Source organism: Pseudomonas sp. HPB0071 (assembly GCF_000478505.2).
In the GTDB taxonomy this organism is placed as follows: domain Bacteria; phylum Pseudomonadota; class Gammaproteobacteria; order Pseudomonadales; family Pseudomonadaceae; genus Chryseomonas; species Chryseomonas luteola.
Genome location: NZ_KI517370.1, coordinates 85,261 through 109,585, shown reverse-complemented (window position 1 = coordinate 109,585; position 24,325 = coordinate 85,261). Strand labels below are relative to the sequence as shown.

The 24,325-nt window shown below is 49.0% G+C and carries 19 protein-coding genes and 1 pseudogene; 8 read left to right on the top strand and 12 right to left on the bottom strand.

Annotated features, from left to right (window positions below; genetic code table 11):
* Nucleotides 1–3: 3 nt before the first annotated feature.
* Both HMPREF1487_RS24910 and HMPREF1487_RS24905 read right to left on the bottom strand, forming a co-directional pair.
* Nucleotides 4–1,431 (bottom strand): heavy metal sensor histidine kinase, encoded by a 1,428-nt coding sequence (locus tag HMPREF1487_RS24910; RefSeq protein ID WP_010799564.1) that lies wholly within the window; start codon nt 1,429–1,431, stop codon nt 4–6.
* Nucleotides 1,428–2,102, bottom strand: a complete 675-nt coding sequence (locus HMPREF1487_RS24905; RefSeq protein ID WP_010799563.1) for a heavy metal response regulator transcription factor — start codon at nt 2,100–2,102, stop codon at nt 1,428–1,430. The genes HMPREF1487_RS24910 and HMPREF1487_RS24905 overlap by 4 nt, the downstream gene beginning before the upstream one ends.
* Before the next feature lie 487 nt (nt 2,103–2,589).
* On the opposite strand from HMPREF1487_RS24905, the gene HMPREF1487_RS24900 reads away from it, so the two are divergent.
* The 4 genes and pseudogenes from HMPREF1487_RS24900 to HMPREF1487_RS27100 all read left to right on the top strand — a co-directional run bounded on the left by HMPREF1487_RS24900 (nt 2,590) and on the right by HMPREF1487_RS27100 (nt 8,756).
* Nucleotides 2,590–3,807 carry a TolC family protein gene (locus HMPREF1487_RS24900; protein WP_051370294.1) on the top strand — a complete coding sequence of 406 codons (1,218 nt, stop codon included), beginning with the start codon at nt 2,590–2,592 and terminating at the stop codon, nt 3,805–3,807.
* Between the two features lie 36 nt (nt 3,808–3,843).
* A complete protein-coding gene (locus tag HMPREF1487_RS24895; RefSeq protein WP_010799561.1) occupies nt 3,844–5,169 on the top strand; it encodes an efflux RND transporter periplasmic adaptor subunit in 1,326 nt (441 codons plus the stop codon).
* A gap of 31 nt (nt 5,170–5,200) precedes the next feature.
* A complete protein-coding gene (locus HMPREF1487_RS24890) occupies nt 5,201–8,356 on the top strand; it encodes a CusA/CzcA family heavy metal efflux RND transporter (protein WP_010799560.1) in 3,156 nt (1,051 codons plus the stop codon).
* Between the two features lie 99 nt (nt 8,357–8,455).
* A pseudogene (locus tag HMPREF1487_RS27100) lies at nt 8,456–8,756 on the top strand (hypothetical protein).
* A 110-nt stretch (nt 8,757–8,866) separates the two neighbouring features.
* On the opposite strand, the gene HMPREF1487_RS24885 reads toward HMPREF1487_RS27100, so the two are convergent.
* The 4 genes from HMPREF1487_RS24885 to HMPREF1487_RS24870 all read right to left on the bottom strand — a co-directional run bounded on the left by HMPREF1487_RS24885 (nt 8,867) and on the right by HMPREF1487_RS24870 (nt 13,965).
* Nucleotides 8,867–9,199, bottom strand: a complete 333-nt coding sequence (locus tag HMPREF1487_RS24885) for a DUF2790 domain-containing protein (protein ID WP_010799559.1) — start codon at nt 9,197–9,199, stop codon at nt 8,867–8,869.
* A 191-nt stretch (nt 9,200–9,390) separates the two neighbouring features.
* On the bottom strand, nt 9,391–9,600 hold the full coding sequence (locus tag HMPREF1487_RS24880) for a hypothetical protein (RefSeq protein ID WP_037031338.1): 210 nt from the start codon (nt 9,598–9,600) through the stop codon (nt 9,391–9,393).
* 182 nt (nt 9,601–9,782) lie between these two features.
* A complete protein-coding gene (locus tag HMPREF1487_RS24875; protein WP_010799558.1) occupies nt 9,783–11,111 on the bottom strand; it encodes an OprD family porin in 1,329 nt (442 codons plus the stop codon).
* Nucleotides 11,112–11,355: 244 nt separating this feature from the next.
* Nucleotides 11,356–13,965, bottom strand: coding sequence for a heavy metal translocating P-type ATPase (locus HMPREF1487_RS24870; RefSeq protein WP_074828900.1), 2,610 nt, complete (start codon nt 13,963–13,965; stop codon nt 11,356–11,358).
* A 240-nt stretch (nt 13,966–14,205) separates the two neighbouring features.
* Between HMPREF1487_RS24870 and cadR the strand changes: the two genes are divergently transcribed.
* A complete protein-coding gene (gene cadR / locus HMPREF1487_RS24865; RefSeq protein ID WP_010799556.1) occupies nt 14,206–14,655 on the top strand; it encodes a Cd(II)/Pb(II)-responsive transcriptional regulator in 450 nt (149 codons plus the stop codon).
* 303 nt (nt 14,656–14,958) lie between these two features.
* Here the strand turns inward: cadR and HMPREF1487_RS24860 are convergent, their stop codons facing one another.
* The 5 genes from HMPREF1487_RS24860 to HMPREF1487_RS24840 form a co-directional block, all read right to left on the bottom strand.
* Nucleotides 14,959–15,348, bottom strand: coding sequence for a TetR/AcrR family transcriptional regulator (locus tag HMPREF1487_RS24860; RefSeq protein ID WP_010799555.1), 390 nt, complete (start codon nt 15,346–15,348; stop codon nt 14,959–14,961).
* Complete coding sequence (locus HMPREF1487_RS24855) at nt 15,348–17,399, bottom strand: integrase (protein ID WP_154982428.1); 2,052 nt, start codon at nt 17,397–17,399, stop codon at nt 15,348–15,350. Before HMPREF1487_RS24855 ends, HMPREF1487_RS24860 begins: the two co-directional genes overlap by 1 nt.
* 10 nt (nt 17,400–17,409) lie before the next feature.
* On the bottom strand, nt 17,410–19,887 hold the full coding sequence (locus HMPREF1487_RS24850; RefSeq protein WP_010799553.1) for a hypothetical protein: 2,478 nt from the start codon (nt 19,885–19,887) through the stop codon (nt 17,410–17,412).
* Between the two features lie 236 nt (nt 19,888–20,123).
* Complete coding sequence (locus HMPREF1487_RS24845) at nt 20,124–21,569, bottom strand: tyrosine-type recombinase/integrase (protein WP_230382364.1); 1,446 nt, start codon at nt 21,567–21,569, stop codon at nt 20,124–20,126.
* Between the two features lie 109 nt (nt 21,570–21,678).
* Nucleotides 21,679–22,272, bottom strand: coding sequence for an adenine nucleotide alpha hydrolase family protein (locus HMPREF1487_RS24840; protein WP_010799551.1), 594 nt, complete (start codon nt 22,270–22,272; stop codon nt 21,679–21,681).
* A gap of 567 nt (nt 22,273–22,839) precedes the next feature.
* Here HMPREF1487_RS24840 and HMPREF1487_RS24830 point away from each other — a divergent pair.
* The 3 genes from HMPREF1487_RS24830 to HMPREF1487_RS24825 all read left to right on the top strand — a co-directional run bounded on the left by HMPREF1487_RS24830 (nt 22,840) and on the right by HMPREF1487_RS24825 (nt 23,895).
* Complete coding sequence (locus HMPREF1487_RS24830) at nt 22,840–23,151, top strand: hypothetical protein (RefSeq protein ID WP_010799550.1); 312 nt, start codon at nt 22,840–22,842, stop codon at nt 23,149–23,151.
* Nucleotides 23,152–23,157: 6 nt separating this feature from the next.
* Nucleotides 23,158–23,496: a hypothetical protein gene (locus tag HMPREF1487_RS27555; RefSeq protein ID WP_010799549.1), complete on the top strand. Its 339-nt coding sequence runs from the start codon at nt 23,158–23,160 to the stop codon at nt 23,494–23,496.
* Nucleotides 23,497–23,664: 168 nt separating this feature from the next.
* Nucleotides 23,665–23,895 (top strand): hypothetical protein, encoded by a 231-nt coding sequence (locus HMPREF1487_RS24825; protein ID WP_010799548.1) that lies wholly within the window; start codon nt 23,665–23,667, stop codon nt 23,893–23,895.
* A gap of 50 nt (nt 23,896–23,945) precedes the next feature.
* On the opposite strand, the gene HMPREF1487_RS24820 is transcribed toward HMPREF1487_RS24825, so the two are convergent.
* Nucleotides 23,946–24,197, bottom strand: coding sequence for a hypothetical protein (locus tag HMPREF1487_RS24820; protein ID WP_154982427.1), 252 nt, complete (start codon nt 24,195–24,197; stop codon nt 23,946–23,948).
* Nucleotides 24,198–24,325 lie beyond the last annotated feature (128 nt).

Here is a 24,325-nt window from a genome sequence, read left to right as displayed (position 1 = left end):
CCTCTAAAAGACGTCGTGAGTAGGGGTAAGGCTTGAAGCACGGACCTGTCCTATGGGGAATATCAGGCGGAAGCGAGTAACGTGGCCAGGAATGCTTTCGACCTCACAGCGTCCTTGATGCAGACTCATGATGGAGCGTACGATGGCCAGCCCCAGTCCTGTACCGCCCTGTTCATGCGTCCGCCGGCCATCAACCCGATAGAACCGTTCAAAAAGATGCGGTAGGTGATGTGCACCAATACCGGCACCCGTGTTCTCAACAGTGACACTGGCCTCGTCTGCTTCTTCCGTTAGAACAATGGCCACCGTGCCGCCGTAAGGCGTATGCCCAATAGCATTTGAGAGCAAGTTGGACAGAGCACGTTGGATCATTAACCGATCTCCCATCGTGGAGGCTTCTCCTCTGATGCTTATCGATATGTCCTTGTCTTCGGCACTGATTGCAAAGAGGTCCATGATTCGCATGGTCTCGTCGCGCAGAAAGATGGGGGTGAAGGGAATCAGTGTATGGGGATGACTTACCTGGGCGAGAAACAGCATGTCCGAGATAATACGATTTAACCGTTCATACTCTTCTATAGCAGACTCCAGGACGTGGCAATATTCCGCCTCGGAGCGTTTACGCGAGAGGGTAACCTGTGTCTTGATCATGAGATTGTTAATTGGGGAGCGCAATTCATGAGCAAGATCGTCCGAAAATTCAGAAAGCTGTTGTACACCTGTATCTAGCCGGTGGAGCATAAAATTCATGCTATGAGCAAGATCCTTCAACTCCCTGGGCAATCTGTCAGTTTTGATTCGATGGGAAAGACTTTGGGTCGATATCTGTGCGGCAACACTGCGAAACCGTCGTAACGGCCGGAGTTCCTTTTGTACAAGCAACCAGGCACTAATGCCGATGAGTATCAAAAGTACCGGTACGGAGACTAGTGATGACTTTAAAAAGGCCAATAGCAAGTGGCGGTCAGCTGAACGATCCAGAGTCAGCAGTGCTTTAACCAATTGACCGTCTTGAGTCGGGATAACCTTGGAGACAGTCAGCATCTCCTGGTTGGTTGCTGAAAGCCAAGAATGAAAGGCGATAGAGGTGCCTACTGCCAGGGTACGAATCTCGGGAGCAAGAGCATATTGCCCGATGCCCAGCATGACAGCAGGCGCCTGATCGGCGTCAAGGATACTAAGGCTCAGGTTGTCATGGCCCAGGATGAGATCCAGCAATGCGTGCGGCTTGTTTGATAACTGCTCAGGTGCTACGTCTACCTTAAGGTTATGTTCGATACGCTCGAACTTGCCAGTCAGGTTTTCATGAGCAGAGAGATCAAGCTCACGATCAAGCGTTATGTAGGAGAGCCCTACAACAAGCATGACGAGCATTGCTCCCAGCAGGATAACCTTGAGGCTCAGGCGAAACGACAAGCTGGTCGAAATCATCCACGCTCCTCAAGAATATACCCCGCACCACGAATGGTATGGATTAGCTTTATCTCAAAGGGATCGTCGATCTTGGCCCGCAGCCGTCTGATTGAAACCTCAACGACATTGGTGTCACAGTCAAAATTCATGTCCCAAACCATCGAGATGATCTGGGTACGGGTGAGCACCTCACCCGTCTTGCGCATGAGCAGATGCAGGAGCGCAAATTCCTTGGTCGTCAGGTCAATACGCTGGTTGCCACGAAAGGCACGGTGCCGATTCGGATCAAGCTCCAGATCGGCCACCTTAACAACATCCGATACCTGGACTGCATCACTTCGGCGAAACAACGAACGGATACGGGCCAGTAACTCTGGGAACTGGAAGGGTTTGACCAGGTAATCATCAGCGCCCAGATCAAGACCTTTCACCTTTTCTTCAAGACGCCCTCGTGCTGTCAGCATGATCACACGCGTCTGCTTGCGCTTTCGTATGAGTTCGAGTACTTCCCAACCATCCATCTCTGGAAGATTTACGTCCAGCAGAATAAGGTCATACGTCTGCTGGTGAGCTAAATAAAGTCCATCGATGCCAGTATTGGCACAGTCAACAATATAACCACTTTCAGTCAAACCTTGCTTTAAATATTCGGCAGCTTTTGGCTCGTCCTCAACAATAAGGATTCGCATGGTGTACTCACTATTAAAATAATAAACACTTAATTAAGGATGAATTTTTATTATTTGTTTTGATAGCGCTGGAGTTTATAGTTCAAAGCATAAACCCTGTAGCGACTACAGAGTCAAGAAAGCTTTTTAAAAAGCAGGCGCCATGGGTCAAGAACGCGGCTTGAAAGGCTCTATCTCAGCAGCTCTCATATCTCATGCATTGCAAAAGCAGTGTCATGAAATAGGTAAATTGTAGCGAGGTATTGCCCTCTTTTTGAACATTACAGATTTGTAATGTTCAGGTCACTTCCCCGATAAGTTCTGTCTATACAGTGATAATCGAGATAGCTTTATTTCATTGCTGGAAATAAGGGCGCTCTTTTTATTTCTCATAAAGCCTAACTGTAAACCAAGATGTCGGGAGCAATTTTTGTCTGTACTAGATACTTTTTGGAAGTTTCCAAACACCAAGCTTATTAGTTATGGATTAGGGCTTCTTGGTTATTTAATGGCATCTCCATTGACTGCAGGCCCTTCGATGGGGGCTTTGACACTGGAAAGCGCTTTATCCAAAGCTTATGAGAATAATCCAGAGTTTTCTGCTGCTCGTCAGGAGGCAGACGTATCGCTTGGGCTTAGGCAGCAAGCGGGATTGATACCCAACCCAGAACTCTCCTGGGATGTAGAGGATACTCGCTCCAACAAACAGATCAGCAGCATTACTCTTACTCAACCTATTGAACTTGGAGGGAAGCGCCAGGCAAGGGTAGACGTGGCTAATGCCTCTCAGGTGCTCGCTTCAGCGGATATTGACTACCGGACCAACAGCTTGCGCGCCGATGTCATGCAAGCCTTTTATGCTGCACTAAAGGCTCAGGAAGGCCTGCAGCTTGCCAAGCAAGCGGTAGAGTTGGCAGACAATGGCCTTACCATCGCCAAGGGCCGAGTGGAGGCAGGAAAAACCTCACCCGTAGAATTATCTCGAGCGGAGGTTCAACTTTCTACTGTACGCGTTGAAGTGCGCCGGGCTCAGCTTGAGCGCGATAGTACCTACAAGCAGTTGGCAGCACTGTTAGGCGAGTCGGTGCCTGTTTTTTCTCAGGTTCAGGGCAGCTTTGAACATCTGCCCGGCCTTCCAACTAGAGATGAACTGCTGGGTCGTATACGCGGCACGCCAGAGCTGCGTCGTGCTTTGCTACAGATCGATCGAAGCGAGGCCGAGCTCCATCTGGAGCGCACTCAGCGCATACCCGACATACGCGTCAGTATCGGTAGCCAGTACGATGAGCAGGAACGAGAGCGGGTCAACCTGGTCGGCATTTCCTTGCCGCTACCTTTGTTTGACCGTAATCAGGGCAATATCTATGCAGCCTCACGCCGGGCGGATCAGGCACGGGACTTACGCAATGCAGCAGAGCTTCGTCTAAGGAGTGAAACCCTGCAAGCTTATGAGCAATGGGAAATAGCTGTTGCCGACATCTCGGAGTTTCGCCAATCGATTCTTCCTGCGGGCAGGCAAGCCGTCGAAAGCGCGACCCGTGGCTTTGCCATGGGCAAATTCAGCTTCTTGGATGTCTTGGATGCCCAGCGAACCCTGATTTCTTCGCGTGGCCAGTATCTTCAGTCTTTAGAAAGTGCAACTGACGCCCTAGTACGCCTTGAGCGGATTTACGGCGACGCCGTTTCTTTTTATCCATCCCAAATCACCCATCCGATTTCTCGATAACGCCGTCGCGCTGACCATGTATTTCCGGGAGCATTCATGAGTAAGAAACAAAGGGTCTCTATTACAACCATCCTTGCGGTGGTTATAGGACTGGGGCTCAGCTTAGGTATTGATGGAGCTGTGACAAAACACGAACTCCGAGCGCAAGAACATGATCATCCGCATGGAGAAGATGATCATTCCAGTGAGGTGAAAAAGGAAGCTGCTTCTGCTGCCCATCATAATGAGGAGGAAGGCGCGCATGAAAAGCATGAGGGTGAAAGCCATGCTGAGGAAGAACAAGGTGATGAACATGGAGAAAACCACGAAGGGGAGCACGGAGACGAGCACAAGGAAGGAGCGATCGAGCTCAGCGCTGAACAAATCAAGGCTGCAGGTATCACGTTAGGCACAGCTAGGTCCGGGCAGATCAATAACGTGCTGTCGCTACCTGGTGAGATTCGCTTCAATGAGGATCGAACGGCCCATGTAGTACCTCGGGCTGTGGGTGTCGTCGAAGCCGTGAAGGTCAATTTGGGTGAGCAGGTAAAAAAGGGTCAGGTGCTGGCCATTATTTCCAGCCAGCAGGTCTCCGAACAGCGTAGCGAGCTGGCAGCAGCCCAGCAGCGTGCCGCACTCGCACGTACGCTTTTCAGTCGGGAAAAAAAGCTCTGGGAAGAAAAGATCTCTGCTGAACAAGACTATCTGCAAGCACGGCAAGCCTTGCAGGAGGCAGAGATAAACTTGAAAAATGCCCTGCAAAAAACGCAGGCCCTAAGCGGAAGTAGCAGTCTTTCCGGAGGAAACCGCTATGAAGTCCGTGCCCCCTTTGATGGTACGGTTATTGAAAAACATGTTGTCCTGGGTGAAGTTGTCAACGATACATCCAATGTATTTGTGCTGACAGATCTCTCCCATGTATGGGCAACGTTTAACGTATCAGCACGTGACTTGGGCAGAGTGGTGGTAGGAAAAAAGGTTGAGGTGGTTGCGGCCGAGCTTGGAAGCACCGCTCAAGGGGTTGTTGCCTACGTGGGTAGCCTTCTGGGTGAGCAGACGCGTGCAGCAACAGCACGCGTTACATTGGACAACCCTGAGGGCGCTTGGCGTCCGGGGCTGTTTGTCACAATCAATGTAGCAACGTCAACACAGAAAGCCGCTGTGACCGTTCCGGTACAGGCTATTCAGACCCTTGAGGATAAGCCCTCCGTTTTTGTTCGTACACCAGAAGGTTTCCAGGCTCAGCCTGTGCAGCTGGGCGTACGAGACAGCGGCTTTGTGGAAGTCACTAATGGTCTGGATGCAGGTACTCAGATAGCCGTCGAGGGCAGCTTTATTCTCAAGTCCGAATTAGGAAAAGGTTCAGCCGAACATTCCCATTAAGTGCCCCAGGTCCTGCCACGAGTATTTTCCAATGTTCGAACGTATTCTCAGATTTTCCATTGAACAGCGATGGCTGGTCATGCTGGCAGTGCTGGGCATGTCTGCGCTAGGAGTTTTCAGCTATCAAAAGCTACCTATTGATGCTGTACCCGATATCACAAATGTCCAGGTTCAGATCAACACGGCCATGCCTGGCTTTTCGCCTCTGGAGGCCGAACAACGGCTGACCTATCCCATCGAAACGGCTATGGCCGGATTGCCTCATCTTCAACAGACCCGCTCATTGTCCCGTTCAGGTTTTTCGCAGGTAACGGTTATCTTTGAAGATGGTACTGATCTTTACTTTGCCCGTCAGATGGTTAACGAACGCCTGCAAGGCGCTCGTAATCAGCTTCCAGAGAGCGCTGAGGCAATGATGGGGCCAATCTCAACCGGATTAGGTGAGATATTCCTGTGGACAGTCGAAGCGGATGAGCAGGCGCGAAAAGAGGATGGTACGCCCTATACACCTACTGACCTGCGCGTCATTCAGGACTGGATTATAAAACCACAACTGCGCAATGTTCCTGGCGTAGCGGAAATCAATACCATTGGTGGTTTCAACAAGGAGTATCAGGTCGCTCCCAATCTTAAGAAGCTTGCCTCTTATGGCCTGACTTTAAATGATCTTTTCTCTGCGCTTGAGCGCAACAATGCCAACGTCGGAGCAGGGTTTATCGAGCGTGGCGGCGAGCAGCTGGTTATTCGCGCGCCTGGACAGGTAGGGTCGGAGCAGGACATTGCCAATATAGTGCTTACGACAGTAGACGGCTCTCCCATTCGCATTCGTGATGTAGCTTCAGTAGGAATCGGAAAAGAGCTTCGATCCGGCGCCGCCACGGAAAATGGTCGTGAGGTAGTACTGGGCACAGTGTTTATGCTGATTGGTGAGAATAGCCGATCTGTTGCTCAGGCGGTGTCGAAAAAGATTGAGGATATCAATCGTTCATTACCCGCTGGTGTTTCAGCGGTTCCGGTGTATGACCGCACCACCCTGGTGGACAAGGCCATTGCCACCGTCAAGAAAAACCTGGTCGAGGGCGCTATTCTCGTTATCGCCATTTTATTTCTGTTCCTTGGCAACATACGTGCTGCACTGATTACAGCAATGGTCATTCCGTTGTCCATGCTGTTTACCTTTACCGGGATGTTTGCCAACAAGGTCAGTGCCAATCTTATGAGCCTGGGGGCGCTTGACTTTGGTGTCATTGTGGACGGTGCTGTAGTGATCGTTGAGAACTCAATTCGACGCCTTGCTCATGCGCAGCACCACCACGGACGCATACTGACTCGCTCCGAGCGTTTCCATGAGGTATTTGCAGCAGCCAGAGAGGCCCGACGTCCGCTTATATTTGGTCAGCTGATCATCATGGTGGTTTATCTTCCGATTTTTGCCCTGAGCGGCGTAGAAGGAAAGATGTTCCATCCCATGGCATTTACCGTAGTGATTGCACTACTGGGTGCGATGATTCTTTCCATCACATTTGTTCCGGCAGCCATTGCCCTGTTTGTGACGGGTAAGGTCAAGGAAGAAGAAAACCTGGTTATGCGAGCGGCGCGGCAGGGCTACTCTCCCATCCTGAACGGGGTAATGAAGCATCGCCCGGCAGTTTTCGCAGCTGCCGTACTAGTGGTGGGTCTGTCTGGTTTTCTAGCAAGCCGCATGGGCAGTGAATTCGTACCCAGTCTGAGTGAGGGAGACTTCGCCCTTCAGGCACTCAGGGTACCTGGGACCAGTCTTACGCAATCAGTAGATATGCAGCAGCGCCTGGAAAAAGCACTGATTGAGCGCGTCCCTGAAGTCCAGCGTGTCTTTGCCCGGACAGGAACAGCCGAAATTGCGGCTGACCCCATGCCACCGAATATTTCGGACAGCTATGTCATGCTCAAGCCACGCGAACAATGGCCTGACCCGGACAAGTCACGGGATGTGCTTATCGAGGAGATTCAAAAAGCCAGCGCGACCGTGCCTGGTAGCAACTATGAGATGTCCCAGCCTATACAACTTCGCTTCAACGAGTTGATTTCAGGCGTGCGCAGTGACGTTGCGGTCAAGGTATACGGGGACGATATGGAAGTTCTCAACCAGACGGCCGCCAGAATCGCCTCAAGCATGCAGAAAGTAGAGGGCGCATCTGAGGTAAAGGTTGAGCAAACCTCCGGGCTCCCATTACTTACGGTCAATGTGGATCGTGACAGGGCTGCCCGCTTTGGCCTGAACATTGGCGATGTTCAGGATGCTGTCTCCGCAGCCTTTGGTGGACGTCAGGCCGGTACATTGTTCGAAGGGGACCGCCGCTTCGATATAGTGGTCCGGCTCTCCGATGAATTGCGAACTGATCTGGATGCAATGTCGCAAATGCTTATCCCTGTTCCTGCTTCAAGTAGCGATACGACAGGCCGGATAGGATTTATTCCTCTCTCTGATTTAGCAACACTGGATCTGGTACTGGGACCAAATCAGATCAGTCGTGAAAACGGTAAACGACTTGTCATTGTCAGTGCTAACGTACGAGGCCGTGACATTGGTTCATTTGTTCAGGATGCCGCGACACGTATTGAGCAGGACGTAAAGGTACCCGCAGGGTATTGGACAAGCTGGGGAGGGCAGTTTGAGCAGCTTCAGTCAGCGGCGCAGCGGCTTCAAATCGTTGTTCCAGTGGCCCTGCTTCTTGTTTTTGTACTTCTGTTCATGATGTTCAACAACATTAAAGACGGACTTCTAGTCTTTACAGGGATTCCCTTTGCCTTGACAGGCGGGGTGATGGCTCTGTGGCTTAGAGACATACCCTTATCCATCTCGGCAGGGGTTGGCTTTATTGCCCTGTCTGGTGTAGCCGTGCTTAACGGTCTGGTTATGATTGCGTTTATACGCAGCTTGAGAGACAACGGCAGCTCCCTTCATGAGGCTGTGACGCATGGCGCTCTGTCACGTCTTCGGCCTGTGCTCATGACTGCGCTTGTGGCCTCACTGGGGTTTATACCAATGGCACTGGCAACAGGTACAGGCGCTGAGGTACAGCGGCCGCTTGCCACTGTTGTAATAGGGGGAATTCTCTCCTCAACAGCACTGACGCTGCTTGTGCTTCCAGCGTTGTACTTTGCGGCTCACCGCCGCTCAGAGCAAAGGGACACGGCTGGCCAGTAACCCAGTCGATCTAGCGGGCAGGCTCTTTAACTGGCCTTGCCAGGATAGACACCTCTGGTCGGAGGTGTCCATGTCTAAACTCAAGCTCCAAGCCTTTTCATCCCTACCTCTCTGGCCGAAACCATAGGTTGCTATCTGCCTTAGCTAGGATTTGGCAAGGGCATTCCCCGCGGCCTTATTCGTGTGGACTCTCACACTGCATCCAACCGCAGCAGGACGAGTTGAGGCGGCATACGGTGGCGTCTATGCCTTTGCAGCGATTCTCTGGCTGCTACAGGTAGGCGGTATCAAACCATCGCTGTGGGATGTTATCGACCCCTTTGTCACCCTGTGTGGTATAGCCTCTATTGAGACTGGGCACACTGCAATTATGTCGATAATCAACGGGACGGGACTGTAAAAAGGGAATGGCGGAACCAGGCGCAAAGGGCGTCTATCGACGTCGGGCTCTGCGCTTGGTTATAAGATGCTTATTGAAAGGGATATCTTTTCTGATAACCAGAGGTGAGATTAATTTTGATTAGAGCAGTAAAGCCCTAGTGTCCTATAGCTGATGGCCTTCACGTCGCCTGCAGCATCCTTATAAACCATTTCCGCAGGCTGCACGCCACATCCTGATGCATTTGAGCCAATAAATAGAACTTCCTGGATATCCAGCTTCATTCCATACTGATATTCCACACGCTCTACTTCACTCAGTTTGGAGAAATTGTTTTGTAGAACATGAACTCGTGCCTGTTGCATGCGGTTAAAGACGCGCTCGCCGCCATTATCTGCGAGGGCTGCTAATGGCAGAGCCATGAGTAATGATGCCGTGAAAATTTTGGCTAAATATTTTGGCATGGTCTTCTCCTTTAATAATTAATTGAACTTTAATGGAGTCAACCTTTCGAGGTGCTTAGAGCAAAATTACAATTCTGTAATCTGATATTGTGCTGTGAAAAAAATAATAGGCACAATAAAAAAGGCGCCTGATAGGCGCCTAAAGCACATCTTCCGGCCAAAGGAGCAAAAGAAGATGTGTTACTGCTCAGTTAATCTTTCCGTCTGGTCTCACCCAGTTGCCTGCTCTGTTTTCGCTGACTATCAAGGTGTTCACGCTGTAATTTCTGCTCATGCCTTTTTTTCAGTTCCAGGCGAAACGCCTGATTTCGTTCAATTGAGCGCTCGCTACCATCAGCAGCAATCGCCATGCTTGATTCTAGAAAAATGCTACACATGAGAAGGGCAATTAAAACTTTCATATTGATCACTTGACTGTTGAGATTACTCGCTGAGTACCTTGCTATCACTCGTTGCGAATAGTGATAGGGTAACTAAGACAAGTTATCGCCAAGGTGAGGAGAACATTACAATATTGAAAGCTTTTGACCCCCAGCCGGTTGTATGGATGAGTTACAGCGTTGATATTCAATAAATAAATGATTTAAAGAATTTCCAAAGGGTATTCAACTATCAATCTGACTTCATCAAGGTCGGACTCAAAGCTGGTAGCACGAGTCGTAGCCTGTCGCATCCGGAACGACATATCTTTAAGGGTGCCGGTCTGAACGACATATTTGATCTCAACATTCCTCTCCCAACGCTTCTGATTGGTAAGCGGATTACCTTCATCATCCGTCCGCATATACACATCGTTTGCCTGAGAGTAATCAGCGTCCCAACCTCGGGCATAGCGAGTCATGAAGGAAAGACCCGGTACTCCATAGCTGGTCATGTCCAGATCATAGCGAAGTTGCCAGGACTGCTCCTTGGGCGAGTTGAAGTCGCTATACTGGATAGAGTTGTTGAGGTAGATCGAGTCAGCCTGACGAAGGTAGTCAAAGTCGTTATTGCCGTTGTTGCGCTGATAGGCGACTGCGACGGTGTGCGCCCCAAACTGGATACCGGTACTGGCGCTCCATATATTGGTATTGAAGCGGCCAAGAAGCTCTTTGCCTTCATCAACTGCCTTGTAGTAGTTGAAGGTCCCAATCAGCGCAACAGTATCGGACAGGGGATAGCTGGCCGAGGTACCAAAATAGTATTGATCCCAGGCATCCTTTAACCGACTGGTATAGAGGCTGAATTTTACATAGTCATTAACGGTGTAATCACCTCCGAGATACCCAATCCATGGAGAGTTTACCTGTCCTCCATAAAAGGTAACAAATTCATCGCGCATGCTACTCGTATTGGGCTGACTCATGGCGTGCAGGCGTCCACCCTGCAGCGTCAACCCTTCAAAGGAGCTATTTTCAAGGGTAATACCCTTAAAGCTTTCGGGTAGTAGACGTGAATCACCGTATTGCACAACGGGCGTTATCGGAAAGACATCACCCACTTTAAGCACGGTATCGAACAACCGGACCTTGGCTGCTCCACCCAGTTTGGAATAGTTATCTGCAGCCTCACCACTACTGTTATGTGGAAGTAAATCAATGCTTCCTCCGGCGCCGGACCGGCCACTACCAGTGTCAAGCTTCAGACCTAGCATGGCAAACGCGTCGACACCAAACCCTACAGTACCTTGTGTAAATCCAGACTCAAATACAGCCATTACGCCGTGAGCCCACTCTTCAGAATAACCGTTGCCCGTTGCGCTTGACTGTCCATGCCGGAAGTCTCGGTTAAAGAAGAAATTTCGGTTCGTCAGGGTCAGACTGCTTCCTTCAATAAATCCATCGCCTTTTCCTGTCTCCTGGGCGACCGCAGTCTGGGCTGCTCCCCATACAACTGCCAGGGCTACAAGCGAAAGCTTAGCCTTATTGCTCATCACTGATGCTCCTATTAATCGGCAGGTCGATTACGAAATTGCCTTGCGTCTTATTATTGGGCTCTTCAAAAGGCTGTCTTCTGAAGACCAGGCGCTATCGTTACAAGCCTTGGATAACAGGGAGGTGAGCTGAAAATTACAATTTTGTAAGAAGGGTCAGGGCTCAATAGGGCAATGTACTCTGAGCCTAAAAGAGAAGCCCCTGATGGTCAGGGGCTTGTAGTTCTCAAAAATCAGAAGGGTACTACTGTCTCAAAAGCCGCAGACCATTGAATACAACCAGTAGACTTACACCCATGTCGGCAAACACTGCCATCCACATGGTGGCATGCCCTGTTAATGTAAAAATCAGGAATATAGCCTTGATTCCAATCGCAAAACTGATGTTTTGCTTCAGCACAGTAGCTGCCTGACGCGATAAGCGAATGAAATCCGCTGCTTTTCGTAGGTCATCGTCCATGAGTGCAACATCAGCTGTCTCAATAGCAGTATCTGTACCTGCAGCGCCCATCGCCAGGCCGATGTCAGCCTGAGCCAAGGCGGGGGCATCATTGATACCATCACCGACCATTCCGACTACATAGCCCTTTTGCTGGAGCTCCTTTACAGCGCTAAGTTTATCGTCAGGCAACTGGTTACCACGAACCTGATCGATACCGACCTGTGATGCTATAGTCTGAGCAGTATGAGGATTATCCCCTGTTAAGGTCAGGGTTTTGATTCCCAGGGTTTGTAAAGCACTAATGGCTTCACGGCTTGAGGGTTTAACCGTGTCTGCAACGGCAAACAACGCAAACACACGGCTTTCATCCATCAACATCACAACGGTCTTGCCTTGTCGTTCCAGTTCCTGGGTCTTGGATTTCAGCCAATCGGAAACAAGCTTTCGCTCTTCAACCAAACGGTAATTACCAAGCAGATAGATATGACTGCCGATCTGTCCTCTAATACCACGTCCAGCCAGCGCTTCGAAATGATCTACCTCCTGTATGGAAATTCCTTTTCGCAGCGATGCGTTAGCGATGGCTTTAGAAACAGGGTGGTCCGAGCGGTTAGCCAGACTTGCAGCCACCGACGCATACACATCGGGAGAGCCCTGCATTTCGACAGGAAAATAGTCAGTCTGCTCGGGTCTGCCATGAGTAAGCGTACCGGTCTTGTCAAAGGCTAGATGGGTCAGCTTGCTGCCTGTTTCAAGATACAGACCTCCCTTGATCAATATACCTTTGCGGGCCGCCGCAGCCAGTCCGCTCACTATGGTAACCGGCGTAGAAATCACGAGCGCGCAGGGGCACGCCACAACCAGCAGCACCAAGGCACGGTAAATCCATGTAAACCACTCACCGCCCATAACAAGCGGGGGAAGCACCGCTACGGCCAGAGCAAACAGGAAAACGCCTGGCGTGTAGATCCTTGAAAACTGATCAACAAAGCGCTGAGTAGGCGCCTTATTGCCTTGAGCTTCTTCTACTGCATGAATGATGCGAGCAAGCGTCGACTGGCTGGCCGGCGCAGTCACCCTGAATTCCAAAGCTCCCTCCTGATTGATTGTCCCTGCAAAAAGCATATCGCCGGGAGCCTTCTCAACAGGAAGGCTTTCACCTGTAATAGGGGCCTGGTTGACGCTTGAGCTACCTTGCTCAATTATACCATCCAGCCCTACGCGCTCACCGGGCTTGACACGAATTCGATCACCTACCCGTACATTATTGACGGCTTTTTCAACCCAGTGGCCGTCGGCTTGCAAGACAGTAGCCTGGTCGGGTGTTAACTGCATCAAGCCCTCAATAGCATTACGAGCTCTATCAATGGACTTTGCTTCAATCAGCTCGGCAATGGCAAAGAGCACCATGACCATTGCGGCCTCTGGCCACTGACCGATGAGGATAGCACCTGTGACCGCAATACTCATCAAGGCATTGATGTTCAAATTTCGGTTTCTAAGTGCAATCCAGCCTTTTTTATAAGTGCTTAAACCACTTCCCAGCACAGCAACCAGGGCCAGCGCAGCAACTAACCATTCAGGGGCGGCCTGGGTAAAATGAAGGAGTTCAGCACCTAACGCACTCATCCCCCCTAATGCCAACGGCCACCATTTCTTTGCCGCGGGCAATGAAGCGGTTTGTTGAGCCGTATCGGCTTCAAGCTCTGGTGTAAAACCCAGGCCGCGTATGTTGTCCAGCATCGGCGTAAGCACTTCAGGATCATGGTGTACCGTCAACACGCGCTGGATCAGGTTGAAGTCCAGTCCAAGTATGCCCTCCATCCGTGAAAGCTTGTCACGGATAAGCTTTTCCTCAGTAGGGCAGTCCATCTGCATGATCCGTATGCGTGTACGGGTCGTATCGTTGACGGGTTCAGCCTTCATGCCCAGTGATAAAATGGCTTTTTTTATAGGCTCTTCTGAGGGCAACAGATGCCTAACACCAAGGGTACGCTTGAGTAAGTTGAATTCCAAAGACTGGACTCCAGCCATACCTTCAAGCTTGTTCCGGATCAGACCTTCCTCAGTAGGACAGTCCATTTGTTCAATTTTGAAAATGGATAATTGTCCGCCTTGAGAAGCAGAGGGCGTAGTATGAGTATGAGCAGTTTTAATGGTAGAACCGCCACAGCAGCTTACAGCAGCTACTGGGTTCGGCTTCGGTGCGCAGCAGCTGGTGGGATGCTTTGATCTTTCTAATGGTTCTGCCTGCATGTGCAGCGATTTTATCGCTTCAATGATTGGCGTTTCAGAAGACAAGGTATGTCCAACCAATAGCGTGCGATTGCTCAGGTCGAAATCTAATGATGAAATGCCATTCAAGGCTTTCAGCTTTTGCCTGATCAAACGCTCTTCAGTAAGGCAATCCATAGCCTCAATCTTTAACGCAATCTGGCGCACCTGTGGTTTAGTAAGCTTTACAGGATTAAACACCGCAGATTTTAAACCACACTCAGGTGAGGTAGCCGTGGAATTACAGCAGCTGTCCTGAGCCTTCTTGGGGGCAGGCTCATGGCCACAACAATTTGACATCAGGATGTCCTCTATATAAATCACGTATAGAGTGAACACCCTGTAGCAGCTACAGGGTCAAGTAAAAGAGGAAAATCCATGCAAATAGGGGCACTGGCCAAACGAACAGGCTGTCAGGTTGAAACAATCCGCTATTACGAAAGAGAAGGTCTCTTGGCGGAGCCTGAACGCAGCGAGGGAAACTATCGCCTGTACAACGCTGAACACGTTGAACGTTTAATCTTCATTCGCAACTGCCGTGCACTTGACATGACCCTGGATGAGATTCGTAGCCTGTTGCGTTTCAAGGAAAATCCTCGCGACAACTGCTCAAGCGTTAACGATCTGATCAATGAGCATATCCAGCATGTCAGGACTCGAATCAACGCGCTTCAGGCGTTGGAGGAGCAATTAAATGACTTGGGTCGGCGGTGCGCAGTAGAGCAGTCTATCGGAGACTGTGGAATTCTTCAGCGGCTTACCGATATAGACGTCGCTGATACGCTTCCCGAGGCTGCCGATACACATGTCGGTAAGAGCCATCGTTGACGCCCATCATGGATGTGCAGTTTGCAACTTGCCAGGGGATGGCTCAGTTTTTCTTCGAATTTTCTAGGGGGCATAATAGGTTGCGCAAACTCGATAAAGACCTAGGGCAATGATCCGTTAGATACAAGATCATTTGGCTTGCCCTTTAGTCTGATGGAGATGTATGCGCCCTAACCAAAATCTTAGAGCAAGCACGACAAGGCTCTGCTACAACCATCTAAGCAGCACGCTGCCTAGGCTTAATGGGCGTCAGTAGCTTAGTCAGGCGATCACTCTAGAGTGTTTTACCTGGTTTAGGTTGTATCAGGGCTTGCTCAACCTTTCTACAAGTCTGTTTCTGTCTTCAAGTAACTGATCATACATAGAGTACACTTGCTGGAGATGGGCTAGTAGTTGGTTAAGGTTTTTTTCTTCCTGTCTTTTTTCTTGCACCTCTAACTTTTTTAACAAGACCTTATTTTTAGCTAACAAATTGTCAATTAGCTGTTGATCAGTCGTCGTTTTTTGCCGGTCTTTCTGAACACGCTTGAACTCTTTGATCCTTTCTTTGAGGTCCGGGTAACGGTTATAAATGAGTGAGTGCGAGACACCACATATAGCCGCAACCGCACTAATACTGATGCTACCACCTGAATTTACAAGCTGATCTATAGCCTGAAGAAGCTGATCTCTAGTATTTGAGCTTTCATCCATCACGTCGCCCTTTTTGTAGTCATGTCATCAGGAAGGAGGCGGCAAATGATCTTGTTAGCCGCAAACAGGTTGTCCTCCAGTGACTGCTTGAACACTTGAAACTGCTGCTGTGTGTGATCAGGCATTGCCGAAATACGGGCAAGCTTACTCTCACAATTGCTTTTTATAGCCTTCCAGTAGGGAAGATGCTTTGGGGTTGTAAAATATGTGTCGCAGTAAAGGCAGTGGGAGGGATCAGCTATATTCTTGATCTTGCATGACGGTCCCTTGATACAGTACCCGTGAGGTAGGCCTCGAATGGAGTCGCTGTGTCGAGTCATGAATTTGATTATGTCTTTTATTTCATGAAAGTGCGGCTGTATATCTGTGCCAAATATCATTTCCTCCTCTGTACTATTAAGAGCCTGCAGCATACGGGTCAATCGCTCACCGCCACCACCGGCGACAATACCTGTTTCAGCTGCTTGCACAATATCGTCTAGTGAGCGCTTATTCAGGAGATTTCCAAAATGCTCAATCACAGCTCTGAGCTCATTAAATGACTGGAAGCCTCTTTCAGCGTAGACAAGGCTCATGGCGCGGTGCAGATGTTTGAATTGGTATTTGATATCGTCCAGATCACCTAGACGATTAGCTATGATGAACCAGGCAAAGGTATGTCGGAACTGATGAGCCGTAAACTTGAACACATCCCCGACCCTGTAAGGTACTCCTCGGTTGCCACTATTGGCAGCTACAGAGCGGTAGTTACACGCCATCGTTTCAAGCTGCTGTAAATCCTGCTCTGTCACTAAGATACGGTAAAGGCCAAGGCGTAAGGACTTCACGCAATCACCGCCTTTTGTGCACACTACGAAATTAGATGTACACACCGTTAGGCGCAGGCCAAATAACCACTGGTTTTTCAAACCAGATGTCAGTTTATTGCGTGTCGTCTCAGTTAACCTGTGCGATTGATGCTCCAGAATTAGTCTGGCACGTTCATAGTAAAGGGCGTTGACTTTTGATAGTAACGTTACAGCACGATAGATGAGCTCATTAGCTATCCAATCCAGCTGGATAGCATTATCCGCCGTTTTGGTCATTACGCTGTTCAGGTAATAAAATTGCTCTCCGTCTTCGATACGGCTATGGGCCGAACCTGTCTTCAACGCACCTACCTCAGCATCACGCATACCAGTAAAAGCTAGGATTAGAGTATATGTGTGTCGTTTCAGGTCTCTAAAGTAACTATAAAGCGTTTCTTTTAGTTGCTTTACCAAGTCATACTCGGCTGAAGAAATAATGTGCTTAAGCGTCTTGCAATTTCCCTTGATAATTGCGTGATGCGTCTGACGAAAAGCTTTCGAAAAGTCCTCAAACCGGTTTTCTGCATTTTCTAAATAGGATGAGGCTTCAGCAATCAGCTGCTTCATGATTCCAGTCGGAATGATTGCATGACGAAGTCGGTTCCTTACTTCGTGTCGGTCTATCTCCGCCAGGGTCAGTTCATTCAACAGCTCCATTACTGGGCAAGGTATTAAGCCGTAATCGACCAGATGTTTAAAGGCATCCCTGAAGCTTTTATAACAGGAGGTCGCTAGCTGAGCATTCATACCGCTACGACGATCGTTACCAGTTAGAAACGCTAGCAAAAGGTTTCGAACTCTTAATGTCTGAAGGGCAGGAAAATCTCGAAATGATGCTAATCCTGCCTTGGCGCAGTATTCAGAGAACTTGACCAGCGTGCGTACTCTTTGCGCTACAGTATGCCACTTATAAGAAACGCCCCCTTCTCGAAGGCCATGATGGAACAACAGGAGCATGATGGCCTTTAATTCATAATCAAACTGTTTGCTGCCTGTGGAAATAATGACGCCTTTTCTTGCGCCTTGAGGAGAGAAGAGTTTGTCTCCAAATACATATCTGACCTGACCGCTACGCGGATCGCTATAAGCCCAGATAACCCTATCTCTTAACGAATCAATTTCATCAGCGGAAAGGTCATTCAGGCTTATGTGGCTATCTATTCGGGTGATCACATCCAATACATAAGCCAGATCGGTCATCACGGAATGAGTCCTATAGGGCACTTGTTGATGAGGGAGCATCCGTTAACGCAAAAGACCAGTCTGGATGCATCCCGTTGTCGGCTAGTAATGCTTCCCCCTGGACAACTACTCCCGGAGAGATAGCATCGAGTCGACGGAGAATCTCAGCTACTCGCGTTTTGAGGATAGCAAGGTGGATTCGTTGATCTTCAGTCTCATCATTAGGCAGCACAGACGACTCCATAGACTGCAGAAGGTATGCTCGATAGCTCAATAACTTCCAGACATGTTCTGGGTCTGCCACCGACCGGAAGAATTTGCACCAGATACAGCTTAGAAAATCCGCACAATAGCGCGCTGAAGTGCCTCTTTCAGAGAGAAGCCGCCTGTGTTCGGCTCTATATCGCAATGCTTCGGTATCATCACCGGTTGATGAGCACTGCCCGGCTGGGGTGTGCTGTAAGACATCACTTTGATCAGTGATAATTACAAAATCGGCGGATATTTCCTTACCCGCAAAGTACTTGCCCATAACATCCAAAGCCTGAGCCAGGGTGTATCTGGACTGATTCTCATCAAGACGAAGGTAGCTGGCCTCAAATGTCTTCAACTCATGCCTAGCAGCTGTCTCATAGTCGCCAGAGTTTTTTTGTATAGCACGATACACATGGTTGACCCCGCCTTTGCGGATCTTCTTGGAGTCGAATGTAAGTGAGCAACCACGTCTGGATATCAGTTCGGTGACGACCTTCGTTGCCGCCATGGAAAGCCGCTCTATCTTTCCCTTTCGCTTAATGAGAAACACATAGGACTTGTACAGGGAGTTCTCAGGCAGGGACGCCCTCAAGTCCTTGGTTAGGACATCACGCACATAAAGCAGATCAGCAGCTGCACTACGAACTGCGATCGAAGGAGATATGGGTTCCTTGAAGGAATAGGCATCCGATCGATAACCAGCTCGTGCTTTTTGAAGCACTACCGTTATTGCGCCTGGACTTCCCAACGTTGCAGTCGGAGTAACATCCTCACATTTAAGGCCCAGTGTTGGGGAAAGATTCCAACCAGTCTTTAGAAGGATTCGAGCCAGCATTAGAACGATACGACGCTCGCCGATTATTTCCGGCTCCGCGAGTAACGCCTCGATATGATAAGCCAGTTCACGGCACTGCTCGGCACTATAGTAATCGTCAGTATTTAAGCGCTTTAGGTGCTTATCTGTCCTGTTTATGGAAATAGGATAAGCATCAATCGCAGAGACACCTCTTTCGGTTACTAACCATTTAATACTTTTCTGATAGGTATAGGCTGTGTAGGTAGCAATAATGCTCGCTCGGCCTGCATTCTGTAATAACAGGAAGATAACTTTTTGCAAATTACATATACGGCTATCGAATGCTTTTAGGCCATGCTCGCCCAACAGGAATTTATATTCTTGACCTAGCTCTTTCCAAAGCAACACCATTACGGCTTTGAACTGTGTGAAATGGTGATACACCGTTCTCATGGAGTAGGGGCGCTGAGGTAAGTTGGCTTTTAATTCAGCCAGGAAACTGCTCATATCCTGGTATAGAGCAACGGATATCTCTCGTATTGGCGCGTAGTCGCAAAAGATAGGACGACTTGAATACTCCATTTCAAAGCAAAGCTGATAAGCAAGCAGCTCTTTCATATCCTTTTTAGAGGCTGGAAAGAGCGTATCTATGATTTCTTTGATAGGTCCTAGAAGAGCCGCTTTGAGGGCAGGATTTTTGTAAGCTTGAGACAAGGCCTTGCACTGATCCTCTGCAAACACAATCAAGCCACGCTCTTTGATATCAGTGCGCAGTTGTTCCGGTAGAGCTGACAGGATGGCAGGCAGTCCTCGCTGAACCGTAGTGAGCAAATCACGTATGGTCTGAGCTTTACGTTCGGTTGTTAGGCCTTCGTTTATAACATCTGCAAATCTTACTAAATCAAGGTAAATAGGCTCGGACAGAGAATACAACCTGGTCAGGTCAGCGGTGAGTCCATGCACCTCAATTGTACGGCGTGTCCAGCGGGCTGGGTTATAAAGCGCTAGAAGAGTAAAGAGGGAACTGGAATATTGCCAACTTCGATACTCCTCAAACTGGTCAAGGAGCTTTGGATATCTGGCAAAGGCATCAAAGCCATGTTTTGAGAGAAGTGCTCTAGCTTTCGGATCCTCGCATGCAATAGCAAATAGTGAATACGTTTGGTGCTTAAGCCATAAGCCTGATTTGTCAACGCGGCCGCTGGCATCAAACTGCAGTATGAGAGCTTTATATGCCAGCATGAAATCGGCCGAAATACGATACAGCTCTGAAAGGTCAGTGTGACCTCCACGAAGCTTAAGGTAGCTGGGCGCTTGGAGGCTAAAATCGTTCCTGTGTAATGCAATAAGTTTATGAAAAGCCCCTATGTATGCACCTCGGCGCTTATCTCCCTCGTAGTGGTGAAAGATGGAGTCAATCAATTGCGCCCATGAGGCCTCGCTCTTGAAAGCATCCATTCCTAGGCGCATCATCTTCTTACGCAGATCAGGTTGAAGTGCTGCTGCGATCCTCGACAGCGCAGGCAATATGTATGACAGCGCAGTGCGTATGGTGGCCGGTGACCACGGCCAACTTGATGGATTAGCGCTGTATCGATCGACCCCAGCAGCAATATCTAGTGCAAGCTTTCTAGAGAGACGAGTAGCGTGATCAAGCCGTATCCTTTCGCACCTTGGATCAGGCCTAACGGTAATCACAAGGTCACCTGTTCGTAATGCGCGGCGTCTTCAAAAGAAGATCGTAATCCTCCGAAAACTTGCTCTACCCAACCCTCCATCTGGTGTTCAAAAGTTATTGTCCGTGCGAAGTTGATGTACTTCTGAGTAGTGGAAAAGTTCGCGTGTCCCATAAGCGCCATCAGCCTGTACTGGATGAAACCTAGGGGCATCTGTTTTTCCAGCATAAATTTGGCAAGAGCAGTTGCGAACGTTGCACGTAAATCATGAAAGGAGCGGTTGAAGGTGATGTCTGAATGCTTGAGCTCCTTCGCTACATACGAAGTGACGTTGGTGATGGAGGCACTGTTGATGGCCTTCCCGGAGCGATTCAGAAAGAGCGGGCGAGCCTGATGGGTGCCACTGGCTAAGTCCCATAAACCTGCGCGGTGCAAGCGTTCAGGAGAGTTCTTGAACTGCCAGAGAGACTCCATTAGGCGTAACGGTACGACGATCCTTCTTTCCTTGTTGAATTTACCCAGCACCTTTACTTCAAAAAACGCCTTCCCAGACAAGGTGGGATTCACAACAATATTCTCAGCTAACGTGGCGATTTCCTTAGCCCTTAATCCACATGCATAGGCCAGTTCCGCCCACAGCCTGCGGCTGCTTAGTCTCATATAGTGAGTATTCAACATCCAGCGCAGCTCAGTTGCATTAAACGGAGTCAATGCTGCGCTATGAGCTTCCTGCTTTGATCGGTAACGTTTAGGGATAACCAGATCTGAAGTCTGAATAAGCAAAGCCTTCTCATTCAAAGCACTACTGAAAAGAAGGTCGAAATCACCATCCTGACGATGCTTTTTAATGGCGATAAACTTGTACTTAAAGGGAACACGCTCGATTCTGCGAGTTGTTAAAGCCCACTCATAAAACTGGCGGATATGGCTGAGATAAAGATTAGCGGTATCCCTGGATATTTCGTTGTTACTGATGCGCTCGATAAGAGCCATTCGGTAGCGATACGGAGGAAGCCAGGCCTTGGCTTTTTCACTATCAGGAGCAGCATATATTTCACGCCAGTCTGCATTGGCTTTGACTAACCAGGCTAGGAAGCCACGTAAGGAATTAGCAATGCTATACAGCGTTTCTAAGGTTACTCCACCCAATAAATTTCTTCTGCCACCTCTCTTAGGGGGCAGAAATTTGCCCCTATACCGATGCTCCAGGAAAAGATTCATCTCCAGGCTATCGGGAACTCTTGTTAAGCAGAACAACAAAGGAAAGCGATCTACGATATGGTCACGATGGTAGTTCACGTTTCGGAGCTTGGTAGAGTCAAACTGAGCGACAGCTTCAGCTCTCACCTCGAAGTAAGGCAGGTCGCCTAAGTTGATAGAAACCTTGTAGAGCCTAACTCCGCAGTTACCTGGATCCTCAGCGCTATCTGCAATTCTCTCCTTAATCGACTGCGTGTTCTTCATGAAGCCCACCCAATGGTCTTTAACGGTTCGAGAAGCCCATACATTAGTTGCAACCTGACACAGCATCCTTACAAAGACGTAACAGGACGCGCTGTACAGGCAGATGCAGTTAGTTCATAAATCGTGTAGATGAGATTACGCGTCTTGTACCAATCAACGTGATGAGATCACTCTCAACGAAACCCTCCCCAAGTTCGACCTTAACCAGTGCACGTATTTTCCGCTTGGTACGTTCAAGTGGCACAGCTTTGAGTTGTTGCTGACATTTGGCGCTTGAACCTGGCATCGAGGCAATTGTGCGACCCCCAATGATGTTGACCAGGTAATTGTTTGATAAAGATGGACTGCACACCCACATCCGTACTGGAAGATTCTCTTCTTTAGCAAAAGCTTTCAAGGACCGGATCATGCCTTTGCTATAGGTATGAACGACAGGATTCTCCAACAGGGTATCGGAGTTCATCACATGAAGCTCAGGAACCACTACGCCAGCAGCCTTTAATTCCTGCATAGCCATCAGAGTTAACGCGAGAGTCACTGAACTGTCCTTACCAAAGCTGCAAGCCACAACAAGCCGCTTGCCCTGCATGATTTGCTGCTTAATAACACCGACAGCGCCAGCAACCTTTTCCTCAAAGGATGCCTCAGCGAATGCAGCTGTCATAGGCGTGCTATCAATCTCAGTCAGTTCAATGTACTGCATGCCGAAAACCCACTTTCAAGAAAGGCCATATAGGAATGGAGAATGGCCTAGATGGGAGCGATTATGAACTATAGTTCATCTATCGGCAATCATTTTATTGAACTATAGTTCATCATTAATGCTTGATAGAGTGTGAACCATAGTTCATACTTAATCCTGCAAAGCCAGTGAATACCTGAGAGCAGAATTATGCTGACGGTGAGTTCACCCAGGGTCAGCGTTCCAGCCTAGTAATAGGCCAAGCTGGACCTGCTGGCACTTTAGACCCGACGAATGCGGGCCATAATTCAACAAGCTAAAACGGGGTTAGGAAGTGGCTATTAGGATGGTAGTCAAAAAGTACGCTGGAACATCGAGTGACCACATAGTTGTGCTCAATATTAGCGCCTCTGACTTTTGCTCGAGACACTTGGAGCCAGCCGGTTTTAAAGGAGCTTGCAGCGAGTTGATTCAGTCCCTTGAGACGGGGGGGACTGTCTCAATTGACCAGTTTGCTATTGAGCTTTCTCAGATTTCTTGACCCTTTCAGCCCGGCTAGCCGGGCTCTCTTGATGAGCGAATAAACCCATGAAAAATGCAGTACTCATTAATGCAAAGTTCGAAACTGGCGCTCCTGTTCTGTCCAATGGGGTCATCAAACTGTTTGGTTCGAAAGAATCTGCTTTTGAGTTGTTAGTCACCCTACGCGAGCGTCACGAATCAGGTGATTGGGGTAATGTTTCAGACGAAATCAAACTTGGGAATGACGAAGCCCTCCTTCATATGGGTGAAGTCGTCTCGGTCTTTGCTGTTGATCTGCCTGATGGTAGAAGCGCAACTGTTTGCATGACTACAGGTGCGCGGCATGATACTACGCGCTTACATTTACCTGGCGAGTAGAGGACTGTGAAAGAATCACCAGACCGCCACTATAGAGGGCTTACGCTCTCTATAGATGGCCCGCATTACAAGGGCTTCAAAGCATTTGCTCGTGAGTTTTGGTACGGCACTGTAAATAATCGTATCGTTACTGGGCCTGAAGCCTCAGCAGATGCTGCTTTACGTTATGCACAACGAGCGATTGATGACGGGAGCTATATAAGCTCTCTTAGAGCTGAATTTGATTCCCTGAAAATAGGGTTACAAACCCTAGGACCAAAAGCTAATCAAGCTCAAGAGAGACTAACCACCTTGCAGGCTGAGCTGGAGCATGCGGAGCATCTCGCAACCCTGGCATTAGTATGAGATGAGTAGGGGAGGGAGCTGGGCTTATGCAGTACCTTAAGGTGCTCGGCCTGGGTTCTAAGCATCGGACCTATTTGCTCCTCCCTCCGGCGCAGCCCCTTGTCCTCTATACGAATCACTCAGCTCGGGGCTTAAGCCGTAACACAAACCAATGCAAGAGCAACAGGAATGCAAACTGCGCAAATGACCCCTTTAGAGGTTAAATCCTTTATCAAACAAAAAGGTTGGACTGGTCGCGCCCTTGCTGCTCGTTGGGGCAAGAGTGAAACGTGGGTAAGCAAGATCATCAATAACCCCGAGCGCGACTTAGCTTGGGATGACGCAATTCGTGGCTTACCTAAGATGCGGGTACCTAGGAGTCCTGGTCGCAACCAATCGGCTTGGAAAGGCATGAAATAAGTGCGCTGTTATCCCAACTGGCGCTTACTCATATTTCGGGTCGATGGGGTTTAAATTCGCGCCATCTCATCGCAAAGTGCTTTCGTCGGGTAGTAGAAAGTTCCTTTTTCTATCCCGTTGGCGGTCTTATATTTGACTGCTACCACTCCGTCTCGATAGTTATCTGACGGGGTTGCAATGATTCCCTGGGCAGCAAGCTGGCGCAGCTTGTCAGCAGGAGAGCCGAGGTTTACGCATTTATTGTAATCATCAAGGGTGTACCAAGTTTTGACTTCAGCATTCGAAGCCAATCCGACTGCCATAAGCAGGGCAGCGGCGATATGTCTACTCTGAGCTATGCGGTTCAACTCTACTTCAAGCAATGACAGTGGAGGCAAAGTCTGCTGGTGCTTTTGGGTGATGTATTTAGTGCCTGATGATCTGATAGTGT

Excerpts from the sequence above, each read along its gene's own strand:
- HMPREF1487_RS24840 (WP_010799551.1), bottom strand. The coding sequence starts at position 22,272 with ATGCAGTACATTGAACTGACTGAGATTGATAGCACGCCTATGACAGCT.
- HMPREF1487_RS24880 (WP_037031338.1), bottom strand. The coding sequence starts at position 9,600 with ATGAAAGTTTTAATTGCCCTTCTCATGTGTAGCATTTTTCTAGAATCA.
- HMPREF1487_RS24870 (WP_074828900.1), bottom strand. The coding sequence starts at position 13,965 with ATGGATTGCCTTACTGAAGAGCGTTTGATCAGGCAAAAGCTGAAAGCC.
- HMPREF1487_RS24860 (WP_010799555.1), bottom strand. The coding sequence starts at position 15,348 with ATGGATGAAAGCTCAAATACTAGAGATCAGCTTCTTCAGGCTATAGAT.
- HMPREF1487_RS24875 (WP_010799558.1), bottom strand. The coding sequence starts at position 11,111 with ATGAGCAATAAGGCTAAGCTTTCGCTTGTAGCCCTGGCAGTTGTATGG.
- HMPREF1487_RS24905 (WP_010799563.1), bottom strand. The coding sequence starts at position 2,102 with ATGCGAATCCTTATTGTTGAGGACGAGCCAAAAGCTGCCGAATATTTA.
- HMPREF1487_RS24900 (WP_051370294.1), top strand. The coding sequence starts at position 2,590 with ATGGCATCTCCATTGACTGCAGGCCCTTCGATGGGGGCTTTGACACTG.
- HMPREF1487_RS24895 (WP_010799561.1), top strand. The coding sequence starts at position 3,844 with ATGAGTAAGAAACAAAGGGTCTCTATTACAACCATCCTTGCGGTGGTT.
- cadR (WP_010799556.1), top strand. The coding sequence starts at position 14,206 with ATGCAAATAGGGGCACTGGCCAAACGAACAGGCTGTCAGGTTGAAACA.
- HMPREF1487_RS24890 (WP_010799560.1), top strand. The coding sequence starts at position 5,201 with ATGTTCGAACGTATTCTCAGATTTTCCATTGAACAGCGATGGCTGGTC.
- HMPREF1487_RS24850 (WP_010799553.1), bottom strand. The coding sequence starts at position 19,887 with ATGGATGCTTTCAAGAGCGAGGCCTCATGGGCGCAATTGATTGACTCC.
- HMPREF1487_RS24830 (WP_010799550.1), top strand. The coding sequence starts at position 22,840 with ATGAAAAATGCAGTACTCATTAATGCAAAGTTCGAAACTGGCGCTCCT.
- HMPREF1487_RS24825 (WP_010799548.1), top strand. The coding sequence starts at position 23,665 with ATGCAAACTGCGCAAATGACCCCTTTAGAGGTTAAATCCTTTATCAAA.
- HMPREF1487_RS24845 (WP_230382364.1), bottom strand. The coding sequence starts at position 21,569 with ATGAAGAACACGCAGTCGATTAAGGAGAGAATTGCAGATAGCGCTGAG.
- HMPREF1487_RS24820 (WP_154982427.1), bottom strand. The coding sequence starts at position 24,197 with ATGGCAGTCGGATTGGCTTCGAATGCTGAAGTCAAAACTTGGTACACC.
- HMPREF1487_RS24885 (WP_010799559.1), bottom strand. The coding sequence starts at position 9,199 with ATGCCAAAATATTTAGCCAAAATTTTCACGGCATCATTACTCATGGCT.
- HMPREF1487_RS24910 (WP_010799564.1), bottom strand. The coding sequence starts at position 1,431 with ATGATTTCGACCAGCTTGTCGTTTCGCCTGAGCCTCAAGGTTATCCTG.